Source organism: Massilioclostridium coli (assembly GCF_900095865.1).
Lineage (GTDB): Bacteria > Bacillota > Clostridia > Oscillospirales > Ruminococcaceae > Massilioclostridium > Massilioclostridium facile.
On record NZ_FMIZ01000005.1, the window covers coordinates 115167 to 128641 of the forward strand.

The 13475-nt window shown below is 40.8% G+C and carries 13 protein-coding genes; 11 read left to right on the forward strand and 2 right to left on the reverse strand.

Annotated elements, in window-relative coordinates; genetic code table 11:
• Positions 1-48: 48 nt before the first annotated feature.
• Entirely contained in the window at positions 49-1059 is a 1011-nt protein-coding gene (locus BQ2683_RS01070; protein ID WP_069986880.1) for an AraC family transcriptional regulator, read from the forward strand.
• Between the two features lie 176 nt (positions 1060-1235).
• On the opposite strand, the gene BQ2683_RS01075 is transcribed toward BQ2683_RS01070, so the two are convergent.
• Together BQ2683_RS01075 and BQ2683_RS01080 are read right to left on the reverse strand one after the other, a co-directional pair.
• A complete protein-coding gene (locus tag BQ2683_RS01075; RefSeq protein ID WP_069986881.1) occupies positions 1236-1928 on the reverse strand; it encodes a DUF2461 domain-containing protein in 693 nt (230 codons plus the stop codon).
• 269 nt (positions 1929-2197) lie between these two features.
• On the reverse strand, positions 2198-3295 hold the full coding sequence (locus BQ2683_RS01080; protein WP_069986882.1) for a glycerol dehydrogenase: 1098 nt from the start codon (positions 3293-3295) through the stop codon (positions 2198-2200).
• A gap of 235 nt (positions 3296-3530) precedes the next feature.
• Here BQ2683_RS01080 and BQ2683_RS01085 point away from each other — a divergent pair, with 235 nt between their 5' ends.
• The 10 genes from BQ2683_RS01085 (at position 3531) to pgsA (ending at position 13427) form a co-directional block, all read left to right on the forward strand.
• Positions 3531-4007: a deoxycytidylate deaminase gene (locus BQ2683_RS01085; RefSeq protein WP_069986883.1), complete on the forward strand. Its 477-nt coding sequence runs from the start codon at positions 3531-3533 to the stop codon at positions 4005-4007.
• 331 nt (positions 4008-4338) lie between these two features.
• On the forward strand, positions 4339-5706 hold the full coding sequence (locus tag BQ2683_RS01090; protein WP_069986884.1) for a hypothetical protein: 1368 nt from the start codon (positions 4339-4341) through the stop codon (positions 5704-5706).
• 4 nt (positions 5707-5710) lie between these two features.
• Positions 5711-6412, forward strand: coding sequence for a response regulator transcription factor (locus tag BQ2683_RS01095; RefSeq protein ID WP_069986885.1), 702 nt, complete (start codon positions 5711-5713; stop codon positions 6410-6412).
• 31 nt (positions 6413-6443) lie between these two features.
• The gene (locus BQ2683_RS01100; protein WP_235843871.1) at positions 6444-7913 is read left to right on the forward strand and encodes a sensor histidine kinase; all 1470 of its coding nucleotides are present in this window, start codon (positions 6444-6446) and stop codon (positions 7911-7913) included.
• A gap of 5 nt (positions 7914-7918) precedes the next feature.
• Positions 7919-8857, forward strand: a complete 939-nt coding sequence (locus BQ2683_RS01105) for a DUF1385 domain-containing protein (protein WP_069986886.1) — start codon at positions 7919-7921, stop codon at positions 8855-8857.
• Positions 8858-8862: 5 nt separating this feature from the next.
• The gene (prmC, locus tag BQ2683_RS01110; protein WP_069986887.1) at positions 8863-9711 is read left to right on the forward strand and encodes a peptide chain release factor N(5)-glutamine methyltransferase; all 849 of its coding nucleotides are present in this window, start codon (positions 8863-8865) and stop codon (positions 9709-9711) included.
• Positions 9712-9726: 15 nt separating this feature from the next.
• Positions 9727-10896 carry a recombinase RecA gene (gene recA, locus BQ2683_RS01115; RefSeq protein WP_076939101.1) on the forward strand — a complete coding sequence of 390 codons (1170 nt, stop codon included), beginning with the start codon at positions 9727-9729 and terminating at the stop codon, positions 10894-10896.
• Complete coding sequence (locus BQ2683_RS01120; protein WP_069986888.1) at positions 10893-11522, forward strand: regulatory protein RecX; 630 nt, start codon at positions 10893-10895, stop codon at positions 11520-11522. Before recA ends, BQ2683_RS01120 begins: the two co-directional genes overlap by 4 nt.
• Before the next feature lie 4 nt (positions 11523-11526).
• A complete protein-coding gene (rimO, locus tag BQ2683_RS01125) occupies positions 11527-12867 on the forward strand; it encodes a 30S ribosomal protein S12 methylthiotransferase RimO (RefSeq protein WP_069986889.1) in 1341 nt (446 codons plus the stop codon).
• Positions 12864-13427 (forward strand): CDP-diacylglycerol--glycerol-3-phosphate 3-phosphatidyltransferase, encoded by a 564-nt coding sequence (gene pgsA, locus BQ2683_RS01130; RefSeq protein ID WP_069986890.1) that lies wholly within the window; start codon positions 12864-12866, stop codon positions 13425-13427. The genes rimO and pgsA overlap by 4 nt, the downstream gene beginning before the upstream one ends.
• Positions 13428-13475 lie beyond the last annotated feature (48 nt).

The window sequence follows — 13475 nt, forward strand, 5'->3', positions numbered from 1 at the left end:
AAATAGCCAGAAAAGAAAAAATGATTAGAACGATAAGGGAGGAATAGGATGTCAGAGATTCAAACATTAGAGCAGTTTATCATGTCCTATGCCAAAGACAATGTGACGGGTAGCAAGGAGTTTTCCCAATTTACCAATTCTCATAATGGGTATTGTGTTCATAAGCAGGATGGGACAGCAGTGTTTGGGACACAACGGATTTTTCGGGGAGACCATTTGAGGATTTATCTCCATCCTTATAACGCCCCTTTATATGGGCTTTCTCCAAAACACTACCATAATTATTTTGAAATGGGGTATCTATTTCGAGGAAAAGCTGTCAGTATCAGTGATGGGGTGGAAACAGAACTAAACGCAGGGGATCTGTTTATTTGTAATTTACAGTCCCTCCATCAATGTAAAACTTTTGGTACAGACGATTATCTATTTAATATCATGATTATGCCAAGTATGTTTGATGATAGCTTTTTGCAGATGATTGAAGGGAACCATCTGTTTACATCGTTTTTTATGAATTCCATCATGAATGTAAATAATGAGAACAGCTGTATGGTTTTTCATTTGCAGCCAGAAAGTTCCCTGCAGTTTTTCCTGCATAAATTGATGGTAGAATATCTGTCTCATCCAGAGCAAAAAGACCCTGTTTATTTACGGCTGCTATTGGCATGTTTTTTTCGGGAATTGGGGAGGAATTATGGGGACAAAATGGAACAGGAAAGCCAGCAGGAACAAAAAGATTTGTCTATTTCCCAGGTAATTTCCTACTTAACAGACCATTTTTCTACCGCTACCCTGCAATCTACTGCGGAACATTTCCACTATACTACTCGGTTTATGACAGGGTATATTTCCCGTTATACCAACCAGTCTTTTTCTGATATCATGAAAGAATTAAAGTTGCGAAAGACCTGTGAGTATATTTTGAATACTGATGATACTTTTGAGGTTATTGCGGAAAAAGTGGGATATAGTAGTAGCGGTTATCTAAACTCTGTCTTTCGCAAAAAATTTGGAATGAGCATGGGGGAATACCGAAAGTACCATCGTGGAAAAAAATAATGTTTTATGATATGTTCATCTTAGAAACTAATGAGAACAACTATTGAATTTATATACAAAAAGAGAAATCCGTAGAGTTGGATTTCAATGGCATCTTCAAAATGAATACCCTAGTAAGTATCTAAAGAAAAAACGCCCTATTTTTATAGGGCGTTTTTAAAGGTTCAGCTATAAAGTTAATCTTCCCGGTTGTTATGGCTTCTTCTCGTTTCCACTGCCATGAGAAAATCATAAACAGGTTTTAGTTGTTCAAAACCTTTGGCAATTGTTTGGTATAAATCTTCCGAGAAAACCAGGTCGAAATCTGTAATGGTATTGGAAACTCCAATCTGCTTCCGATCTAGCCAGTTTTTGATATCCTCTGGTTCATTTGGCGCTTTGCTCCGTTTCAATGGTTCCCCATATAAGGAGAAGATTTTTGCTTTTTCCACTGCCTGTTTTGCCTGTAAAAAAGCAGGTTCTTTCTTTAAAATCATATCCCGGTAGCACAGCATAGATTCACTGGATACTTTGTAGTATCCCACTCCATATTCAAGACCATTGGCGGAAATATCAGCAAAATATGCAGGTAATCCATGGTACAGTTTTTTATCTCGGATAAACAAAATCCACATATTATCTCGGTACAAAGATTTATCTTTGGAAAAACGAGTGTCCCGATAAATACGTGAAATCGCTTTTGTGGGCTTTGGAATTGTAATAAATTGAGGGTCAATTTTCAGTACAGTTGGAGTTAATTTTTCTACCAAATCGACCAGAGGGTCTAATACTAGTTCCTGATATTCCTGCTTGTGGGAATGGAACCATTCTTTGTTATTATTGAGTTTGTTTTCAAATAAAAAGTCCAGTGTTTGAGGGGTAAAACGCATCCAATCATTCCTCCTTAGAAGATCTGCCTCATCCAAAATAGAAATGGTACGATTGATAAGATTATTATACCGTTATTTTAGAAAAAAGACAAATCTATTTTTTCGACAATATCAGATTCTAGTATAGAAGGAATGGAAGATAGAAAAACAGAATGATCAAAATATAGGATAGATACAAGTATGAATTTTTGTAGATTATAGTAAAATAGAGTAAGGATTATATTTTAGTGTGATAAAAGGGTACAGAATGTTATCTGTACCCTTTTGGATTATTCTCCTAAGAAATAATGGCCATATGCGTCCGCTGCCAAAATAGCGGATTTTACTTTTTCCGGTGTTACTTCAAATGGCATATTATGTAGCGTATCATTTTCTGCACAGGCGGCTGTTGCTACTGCCATGATTTTTTCATCGGTTACTTCTTGGACACCCAACTGTTTTAAGGTGACAGGAAGGCCGACTTCAATACAGAAGTCAATAATATCCGCTAGTTCTTCCATTGGAATGTTTTCCAGAATCAATTGTGTAATCGTACCAAACGCTACTTTTTCCCCGTGGTACATATGGTGGCATTCTTCCAGTACAGTAAATCCATTATGAATTGCATGGGCACCAGCAAGTCCACCGCTTTCAAAGCCTAAACCAGAAAGTAAGGTATTAGCTTCAATCACCTTTTCAACGGATTCTGTACAAGCACCAGCTTCCAACGCGATTTTTGCTTTCACACCTTCTTCCATCAAGGTATCAAAACAGAGTTTTGCAAGTGCCATAGCAGCTCCAGTTGCCTTTCCGCCAGCACATGTAGCAGCATCGGAGCGTTGGCATGCCCTTGCTTCAAAATAGGTAGCCAAAGCATCCCCAATCCCTGCAACTGTTAAACGGACAGGGGATTTTACAATAATATCAGTGTCCATTAATACTAGGTTTGGATTAGAAGGAAGGAATAAATATTCCTCAAACACCCCTTCATCGGTATAGATAACAGAAAGGGCACTACATGGAGCATCGGTAGAAGCAATGGTCGGACAGATTAATACAGGTGTGTTTTTATAATAGGCAACTGCTTTTGCAGTATCAAAGATTTTTCCACCACCAATACCAATTACAAAATCACAGTTTTCCTGCTCCATTACGGCTACCAAACGGTTGATTTCGTTTTTACTACATTCTCCGTTGAACAAGTCAAATTGATAGGTGCAATCCTGGTTTTGGAAACTCGCTTCAATTTCCGCGCCAATTCGTTTTTTTCCACCACTGCTAATCAGGATTAAAGCTTTTTTTCCGTATCCAGCAGCATATTCTCCAATTTTTTTCATTTCTCCAGAACCCTGTATATATTTTCCAGGGCTAATTAAAACTTTTGCCATGATAAAAACCTCCTTACTTTACAAAAGACACGTCTTTTATTTATTCAAATTATAACATAGCCAAAAGATAAAATACAGCGATTTATAAAAATATTTTTCGGTTGTTTTGTAAAGAAGAGTCTGGATAAAATTTGTATAAAAAAGCAAAAATAACCTTCCTTTTTTCTTGCGGTTATGGGCTTTGTTGTGATATAATAAAAAATAAAAAGAATTGTATTTTAGGAGGCGAATCGGTTTGAAACGGAAGGACTACCTTTCTTGGGATGAATATTTTATTGGGATTGCAATGCTCTCCGCACAACGCAGTAAAGACCCTAATACACAAGTAGGGGCGTGTATTGTAGATGGGGATCATAAAATTTTATCATTGGGCTATAACGGCATGCCAGTAGGGTGTAGTGATGACCGGCTTCCTTGGAATAATCAAGGGGATGCTTTAAATACAAAATATATGTTTGTGTGCCATGCAGAACTAAATGCTATTTTAAATAGTGGGAAAGATTTAAAAGGTTCTACTATTTATACCACCTTGTTCCCCTGTAACGAGTGTGCCAAGGCAATTATCCAGGCAGGAATTCGGCATGTGGTATACTTATCGGACAAATATGCAGAGACTGATGCTACTATTGCTTCTAAAAGAATGTTTGATATGGCAGGAGTCACCTACCATGAATATAATCTTCATGGCAAGACGTTAGAGTTGAATTTATAAAATTAATTATCTTACTTTAATAGAAATTCTATCCCAATAGAAAGATAACTAGAACATTTTTCAAACAACGGTTTTTTGATTGGATTCCCTTAATATATCAATTGAAACAGATTTTAGAATCAATAGTATTTTAATGGTATAATGTAATAAAAATTGCCTATCTGAGTTCACAGATTCAGATAGGTTTTTTTATTTGTTTTGTTTGTTACAGTTTGGAAATAAATTATTCACTGGTTTTTTTGGCTGCCCGATTGTAAATTGGAAAGTAATATGATAAAATAAAAATGATTATCATGGATGATTATGTGGTTTTTCAGAGAGGGGGATAAGATTGAAAAGGATCATTGCGGTTATCTTGGCTTGTTTATGTTGTATTTCCTTAACGGGATGCGACTATGTCCAAACAGATATTGATAGCATGATCTCCCCACCGAAAATGACAGAACAGCAAGCGGATATTTACAAGGCAATGAAAAAGTCTTCCCTAGTCGAGGATGATGTTGTACTAAAATACCCACAGAATGGGACCAACCGCTCCGCAATTGTGATGCAGGATATTGATACCGAGATTTCTGAGGAAGCAATGGTATTTTATAAAAATGTAAGTAAAACAACATCCAGCGATATGGGGCTAAAAATTTGTTTGTTGGACCAGATAGATGGAAACTGGAAGGCAAAATGGACCGTTCCCCTCAGCGGGACCTCGATTGACCAAGTTTCTTTTTTAAAGGAACCGGATACTAACCAGAAATTTGTGATTGTAGGGACATCTGATGAGAAAAAAACGCAAAAGCAATATCAGGTATTCTCCTACACACAGCAGGGCTTTTACGAAGTATACACCAACTCTTACCAAGTGTTGGAAGTATATGATTTAAACCAAGATGGTAGAGATGAGATCATTACTGTAGTACAATCAGGGGATTTACAGGATAGCAAGGCCACTGTAAAAGAAAAAACACAAATTGAAACCATGGCGGTGGTAACAGAATATCTTGGAGGGCAATTCCATCAAACATACCAAACGCCCATGAATCAAATTGTTGCGGATTATATTAAAATTACAAAAAATGAGGATTCGTTTGGCCGGCCTGCCTTATTCTTGGATGAACTGATTGGAAGCTCTACTTATGCAACCGAAATTTTAACTTTTTCGGATGGACAACTGGTGAATTTAACCTATGGTTCGGATATTTTTAGCCAAACAGTAAGGACGCAAGTGCCTTCCTGTTATGATATTAACAGGGATGGGAAAATCGAGATCCCGAATACCAGCTTTATGCCTGGTTATAACGAGGAAAGTGAAAATCCAGTGTATTTGACAAAATGGTACCAACTGGAAAATGGAGTATTCCAACTGGTAAGTAACACCTATATTAACTACGCACAAGGATTTGGAATTATTTTGCCCCAAACCTGGGAGCAAACAGTAAGCGCCAACTCTGTTGTGGAAAAAGATGAGATCGATTTTTATATTTATCAGGATAATACAGAACAACAGGAAAAGATTTTTACTTTAAAAATGGATACTTCTGCCAACATCCGAAGTACCGGGATGCCAACGGGGTATTTTGAAATTATGACAATGGGGCAGATTGTATTTTTGGCGAAATTGTACCAAACTTCTGACCCACAATACAATTTGACAGAACAGCAATTAAAAGAAAATTTTATTGATTTACATTTAATGGGGGAATAGAAGGATGAAAAGAATTTTAGTCTGTGAGGACGAAGACGCAATCCGTGATTTTGTGGTGATTAATCTGGAGCGTTCTGGCTATACAGTAGTGGATGTTAGTTGTGGGGAAGATGCCCTGCGGGTATTTGAGGAGCAACATGGCGATTTTGACATTGCCTTATTGGATATTATGATGCCAGGAATTGATGGCTTTGAGGTATGCAAAAAACTCCGAGAAAAAAGTAGCACCATTGGGATTATTATGCTTACCGCAAAAACGCAAGAGATGGATAAGGTACGTGGCTTAATGTTGGGCGCAGATGATTATGTGGCAAAACCATTCAGCCCTTCTGAACTGGTTGCGAGGGTGGATGCTATTTACCGCCGTGTCAACATGATGGTAAATCAGCCTCAACAGATTAAAACCATTGTATCTGGTCCATTTGAATTGAATCCGAAAAGCCGGATTCTCAGTAAAAACGGGGTGCCGATTGACTTGACCCAGGTGGAATACCAGATTATGGAGATGTTTTTGAAAAATCAAAATATCGCTCTTGATCGCACTCAAATCCTCAACCAGATTTGGGGGGATAACTACTATGGCGATGTAAAAATTGTGGATGTAAATATACGCCGTTTGAGAATGAAGGTGGAGGATGAACCATCTTCCCCCAAATATATCCAGACTATCTGGGGTTTTGGGTATAAGTGGAGTAATGGAAACTGATTTTAACTGAAAAAATGAGGAGGTGTAATTTTTGTCTGTAAAAAAAAGCATCACCCAACGGTGGATGGTCAATACATTAGGGTTGATTTTATTATTGTTGATCGTCCTTAACATCGGGTTTGCGTACAGTATCAAAAATTATTACTACTCCGGAGTTCGGCAGGCGGTTATTTCCAGCGTGGATTCCAATTTCAAACTGATCCAGCTCTACTCGAATGATCCGACCAAAAATATTAGCAGTGAAATTAGAAACCTGGTGGAAAGCTATTCTGAAAAGGATACCATTGAATTGATGTCGATTGATTTTAATGGGAATATCACCTATACTTCCAGCGGATTCCCCTATATGGGGGAAAGCAATCCACCGGATTATGTGCAGGCATTGAACTCGGCGGATGGGAAGGGGTACCATGTAGGCAAACTGGAGACAGGGGAAAAATACATGGCAGTTACCTCGTTGATTACCGTAACCAATAATCAGTTTTCCGCCTTACGTTATATGGTTTCCCTGGAGCAGGTAGACTCCCTGCTGTTAAAGCTAGTGCTGCTGTTTATTGGGGTTAGCATTATTATTGTTTTATTTGTGATTATATCCGGTTCCTTTTTTATCAACTCCATTGTCCGCCCTGTGCGAGAAATGGGGGTTACCATGCGAAAAATCGCAGCAGGTGATATGAAAGTACGGATGCGGTGGGATTCCCAGGATGAACTGGGGGAACTTTGCGAAACGATTAATTATATGGCGGATGAGTTATCCAATTCAGAACAGTTGAAAAATGAATTTATTTCTAGCGTTTCTCATGAGTTGAGGACGCCATTGACTGCCATCCAGGGATGGAGTGAAACTATTTTAAGTATTGGGGTAAACGACACTGAAACCGTAAAAAAAGGCATGCGTGTGATCAGCAATGAAACCGAACGCCTTTCCGATATGGTGGAAGAATTACTGGATTTTTCTAGGATTCAAAACGGACGTTTTAAATTGGTAAAGGATAAAATGGATATCCTGGCAGAGCTGGAAGAAGCAGTATTAATTTATACCGAACGGGCAAAACGGGATGGGAAACAGCTGGTCTATGAGGATATGGAAATGTTGCCCATTATTTATGGAGATAAAAACCGAATTCGACAGGTGTTTATCAATATCATTGACAATGCGTTGAAATATTCTGATGCTGGCGATACCGTTACCGTTACCGCACAGGCGGTAGAACATAAAATAGTGGTGACAGTGGAGGATACCGGCTGTGGCATTGCGGAAAAGGATTTGCCACGGGTAAAAGAAAAGTTTTATAAAGCGAATAACACTCGCCGTGGCTCTGGAATAGGGTTAGCAGTTGCCAGCGAAATTATAGCCATGCACGATGGTACGCTTACCATAGAAAGCCAGGAGAATGTTGGAACAAAAGTGGTAATCACTTTGCCAATTGATCAGGGAACTAATGAACAAACAATTACAGATTTTCCACCAGAAACCGGTGGGATAACAGAAAAAGGGTGACAAAATTGAACAAACCAATTAAAAGCAAAATCGGAGGTCAGGCGCTGATTGAGGGCATTATGATGCGCGGGCTTGACAAAACTTCTATGGCGGTACGGCTGCCAAATGGGGAAATTGATGTAGAAAAATGGGATTCTGGAGATTTAGTGCATCCAAAGTGGTACCGGAAAATTCCACTTGTGCGGGGCTGTGTAAATATGGTAGAATCTTTGATTGTGGGCTATAAGTGCTTGATGAAATCCGCGGAGAAGTCCATTCCTGATGATGAGGAAGAGGAGGAACCTTCCAAATTTGAACAAAAAATAGAATCTATTTTTGGGGATAAACTGTTTAAAATTGTTGGAACAATTGGTACTATATTGGGCGTAGTATTGGCGTTATTGCTTTTTATGTACGTTCCAATGCTGATTGTAAAAGGTATTTCTTATTTGGTACCGCTGGGAGGATGGAAAACCGTAATAGAAGGTATTATTAAAATTATTATTTTTATATTGTACTTATGGGGGGTATCCCGTTTAAAGGATATCCGGCGTACCTTTGAATACCATGGTGCGGAACATAAATCCATTGCTTGCTATGAAGCAGGAGAAGAATTGACGGTGGAAAACATCAAAAAATACCGTCGTTTCCATCCTCGTTGTGGAACAAGTTTCCTTTTAATTGTTCTGGTCATTAGTATTTTGGTATTCTCTGTAGTGACCTGGAACAGCATGTTAATCCGCATTTTATTAAAAATCGCTTTGCTTCCTGTTGTGGTAGGGATTTCTTATGAGATTATTCGTATTGCAGGGCGTTATGATAATATTGTAACACGAATTATTTCCGCACCAGGATTATGGCTGCAACGGCTGACAACCCGTGAACCGGATGCAAGCCAGATTGAGGTTGCGATTGCCGCATTAAAAGAAGTCCTTCCAGAAGATCGGGATGTTGACCGGTGGTGAAATAGATGGATTTAAGACAACTGCAAATGGCAGTAAAAAATATTCTGTTAGAACATACAGGGGATTCCGCTGGATTTGAGGCGTTTTGTTTGGTGCAACTGGCAACAGGGAAAGAGCGTCAACAAATCCTGTTGGGAAAAGGGGAGCCTGTCCCACAGGAGCAACAACAAAAGGCTCTGGAGCTGGCACAACAACGCGCCAAGGGCTACCCACTTCAATATTTGTTGGGACAATGGGAATTTTATGGACGGGAATATTCGGTTGGGGAAGGGGTATTGATCCCTCGCCCTGACACAGAAACCATCTGTGATTGGGCAATTGAATGGATCAATGGACGTCAATTGCAGATTGTTGACCTTTGTGCGGGTTCCGGCTGTATTGGGATCACCCTGGCCTTGGAGTGTCCTGGCTGTATGGTGGACGCAGTGGAACTTTCTCCACAGGCGATCCCCTATTTGTCTAAGAATATCGTCCGCCATCATGCGAATGTCACCCTGATAGAAGGGGATGTGTTGCAGGAGCAGCTGGTTCACCAGGTAAGAACATTTGATCTTATTGTGAGCAATCCCCCTTATTTGACCGCCCAGGATATGGAGGAATTGCAAAAGGAAGTAACATATGAGCCGGCAATGGCTTTATATGGCCAACAGGATGGATTGTACTTTTACTGGGAAATCACAAGGTTATGGAAAGAAAAATTAAATCCTGGTGGAATGGTCGCCTATGAAATTGGAATGGATCAGGAACAGGATGTAATAAAGATATTGCAGGAGCATGGTTTTGTACAGATTGGGTGCCGTCAGGACCTCAATCATATTACCCGTGTGGTGTATGGAATGAAACCAGCTGATTGAGGAGGTTTTCGATAGATGGCTAAAAAAGAGGTAGGAAAAAAACAGTTTAATAAAAAAGACTTAATTGCGGATAAGAAAAAAGCGCTGGAAACCGCTTTGGAACAGATTGAACGCCAGTTTGGACAGGGAGCTGTGATGAAATTGGGGCAGTCTGCCGCCATGAATATTGAAGCGATTTCCACCGGTTCCCTGGGCATGGATATGGCATTGGGAATTGGCGGTGTACCAAGGGGAAGGATTGTAGAAATTTACGGTCCGGAATCTTCTGGTAAAACCACTGTTGCCCTTTCCATTATTGCACAGGCGCAGAAAGATGGCGGTGAAGCTGCTTTTATCGACGTAGAACATGCGTTGGACCCAACTTATGCGGAAGCTTTGGGGGTTGACATTGATTCGTTGCTGGTTTCCCAGCCAAGTTCTGGAGAACAGGCATTGGAAATTGCGGAGGCATTGGTGCGTTCTGGTGCGATAGATGTCATTGTTATCGACTCTGTTGCTGCGATGACTACAAAAGCGGAAATTGAAGGGGAAATGGGGGATACCCACGTTGGTCTGCAAGCCCGTTTGATGTCCCAGGCGATGAGGAAGCTCACAGGAATTGTAGGAAAAACCAATTGTGTGGCGATCTTTATCAATCAGGTGCGTGAGAAAATTGGCGTCATGTACGGGAACCCAGAAACTACTCCAGGTGGCCGTGCCCTGAAATTCTATGCGTCTGTCCGGATGGAAATCCGACGTTCCGAAGCGATTAAAAATGGTAGTGCAATTATCGGTAACCGCACAAAATGTAAAGTGGTGAAAAATAAAGTGGCTCCTCCATTTAAAGAGGCGGAGTTTGATATTATGTATGGGGAAGGGATTTCTTATGTTGGGGAAGTCCTGGATATGGCAGTTAGTTTGGATATTGTAAAACGTTCCGGTGCCTGGTTCAACTACAATGGGGAACATTTAGGCCAGGGACGTGATAATTCCAAAAAATATTTAAAAGAACACCCTGAAGTATTAGAAGAACTGGCTAGCTTGATTAAACAGAACCAAGAACAGCTGGAACCTCCAAAAAAGAAAAAGACAGCGGTAGAAAAAGCGGTTTCCAAAGCGGAAGAAAAAGCGGAACCGGTCACTGCTAATACAGTGGCGGAACCCAACCTGGATATCAAACCGGATGAGGCTGATTTTGAAGGATGAGAATCACAGGGATTGAAAAGGCAAAAGGCCGGAGCTACAAAATTTTTGTAGATGGGGAGTACTGGTATATCCTGCATGCCGAATTGGTAGTGGATCATAAACTAAAAGAAGGGCTTTCCGTTACAGAGGAACAGCTGGAAGAAATCCGTTATGAGGCGGATTATCGGAAAGCTAGGGAACGTGCCCTATACTTGCTGGAATACCGGGACCATTCCCGAAAAGAATTAATTGATAAACTGCTCCGTTCGGTAAATAATCTCCATATTGCGGAAGAAATAGCGGATAAAATGGAGGAATACGGTTTTTTAGATGACGAGCGGTACGCAAAAAAACTGGCGCGGGATTTCCTGGAACGGAAACGTCTAGGAAAACGGCGCGCCGGTTTTGAAATGATGAAAAAAGGGGTTTCCCGTGATCTGGCACAACAAGTGTTGGAGGAATACGAGATTGACCCCCAAGAGCAGTTGGTTTCTTTGCTGGAACGCAAATATGCCCGTTATTTAGGGGATGAAAAAGGCAGACGTAAAGTGGTAAACGCTTTGTTGCGTTTAGGTCATCCTTATGATGAGATCAAGCAGGCATTGCAGCAATTTGAAGACCAACAGGAATATGATGAGGAGTTTTAGACGGATGACAATAAAAGTTGGAATGGTATCTCTGGGATGTCCCAAAAACCAGGTGGATGCGGAAATGTTGCTCAGCAATATGTCAAACTATGGCTACGCCATTACATCCAATCCAGAAGAAGCGGATGTTGTTGTAATTAACACCTGCGGCTTTATTGAAAGTGCCAAACAGGAATCCATTGATACCATATTGGATTTTTGTGAACGGAAAGGGCAAGGCAATCTAAAATGTGTGGTAGTTACAGGTTGCTTGGCGGAACGGTATCAGCAGGAGTTGGCAAAAGAGATTCCAGAAACCGATGTTGTGTTGGGGATTGGAGCAAATGGTGAAATTGCAAAAGCCATTGAACAGGCGTTAGAAGGGAAAAAGGTAGCGGCGTTTGCACCAAAATGCGAGCTTGCGTTGAATGGGGACCGCATGTTGACCACACCGCCTTACCTGGCTTATTTAAAGATTGCAGAGGGCTGTAATAACTGTTGTACGTATTGTGCTATCCCATCGATCCGTGGGCCATACCGCAGCCGCGAAATGGGGGATATCCTCAAAGAGGCGAGATGGTTGGCAGAAACCGGTGTGAAAGAACTGGTTGTGGTGGCGCAGGATACCACCCGTTATGGGGAGGATCTATATGGAGCTTCCAAATTACCGCAGTTATTAGAGCAGCTCTGCGAAATCGAGGGATTCCACTGGATCCGTGTGTTATACTGCTATCCAGAGCGGATTACAGACGAACTGCTGGATGTTATCGCAACCCAGCCAAAAATCGCAAAATATTTGGATGTTCCTATCCAGCACATCAATACATCTGTGTTAAAACGGATGAACCGCCGTAGTACTAAGGAAGAAATTTTAGATGTAATCCAAAAAATTCGCACAAAGGTACCAAATATCACATTGCGTACCTCCTTGATTGCTGGTTTCCCAGGGGAAACAGAAGAACAGTTTGAAGAATTAGTGGAGTTTGTAAAACAAGTGAAGTTTGACCGGATGGGATGCTTCGCTTACTCTCAGGAAGAGGGCACTCCAGCGGGAAGGATGCCAGAACAATTAGAAGATGCTGTAAAACAACGCCGTGCAGAACTAGTGATGTTGGAACAGCAAACCATCAATGGGGAACACAACCGTGCTTTGCTGGGAAAAACAATCGAGGTGCTGGTAGAAGGCTTTGATTATGATAATAGCTGCTATTATGGGCGCAGCGAGGCGGACGCTCCAGAAATCGATGGAACAGTACTTTTTGTATCCGAGCAAGAACACGATGTAGGGGAATTTGTCACTGTTAAAATCATTGACGCAACAGAATACGACCTGATGGGTCAGGTAGTACAGGAGGAAACAGAATGAACACACCAAATAAATTGACGGTACTGCGGATTTTGCTGGTTCCATTTTTTGTAGCGTTTTTGTTGATAAAACAGATTCCGTACAATTACCTGTGGGCAACTTTGATTTTCGCGATTGCCTCGATTACCGATACCATTGACGGGAAAATGGCGCGTAAATACAATCTGGTCACCGACTTTGGAAAATTTATGGATCCATTGGCGGATAAAATTCTAGTTACCTCCGCTTTGGTTTGCTTTATTGAACTGGGTTTTGTCAACTCGATTATGGTCGTTATTATTCTGGCACGGGAGTTTATGGTAACCTCTTTGCGGCTGATTGCCAGCGGAAAAGGCAAAGTGATTGCAGCCAGCATGTGGGGAAAGGTAAAAACGGTTTCCCAAATGGTTGGGATTGTAGTGATCCTATTATTGCAGACGGTATACCAGTTCACTCCATTTGCAAGTATGGATCTCATCGTAATGATTGGTCAAATTCTCATGTGGATTGCCACCTTGTTGACTTTGATTTCCGGTGCGGAGTATATGATTTCCAACCGTGGATTTTTAAACGATAAATAGCAAAGATGGTACAACAGCAGCCTACCTGGAAAGCAATATCTTTGATAA

Excerpts from the sequence above, each read along its gene's own strand:
- BQ2683_RS01070 (WP_069986880.1), top strand. The coding sequence starts at position 49 with ATGTCAGAGATTCAAACATTAGAGCAGTTTATCATGTCCTATGCCAAA.
- rimO (WP_069986889.1), top strand. The coding sequence starts at position 11,527 with ATGACAATAAAAGTTGGAATGGTATCTCTGGGATGTCCCAAAAACCAG.
- pgsA (WP_069986890.1), top strand. The coding sequence starts at position 12,864 with ATGAACACACCAAATAAATTGACGGTACTGCGGATTTTGCTGGTTCCA.
- BQ2683_RS01120 (WP_069986888.1), top strand. The coding sequence starts at position 10,893 with ATGAGAATCACAGGGATTGAAAAGGCAAAAGGCCGGAGCTACAAAATT.
- recA (WP_076939101.1), top strand. The coding sequence starts at position 9,727 with ATGGCTAAAAAAGAGGTAGGAAAAAAACAGTTTAATAAAAAAGACTTA.
- BQ2683_RS01095 (WP_069986885.1), top strand. The coding sequence starts at position 5,711 with ATGAAAAGAATTTTAGTCTGTGAGGACGAAGACGCAATCCGTGATTTT.
- prmC (WP_069986887.1), top strand. The coding sequence starts at position 8,863 with ATGGATTTAAGACAACTGCAAATGGCAGTAAAAAATATTCTGTTAGAA.
- BQ2683_RS01075 (WP_069986881.1), bottom strand. The coding sequence starts at position 1,928 with ATGCGTTTTACCCCTCAAACACTGGACTTTTTATTTGAAAACAAACTC.
- BQ2683_RS01080 (WP_069986882.1), bottom strand. The coding sequence starts at position 3,295 with ATGGCAAAAGTTTTAATTAGCCCTGGAAAATATATACAGGGTTCTGGA.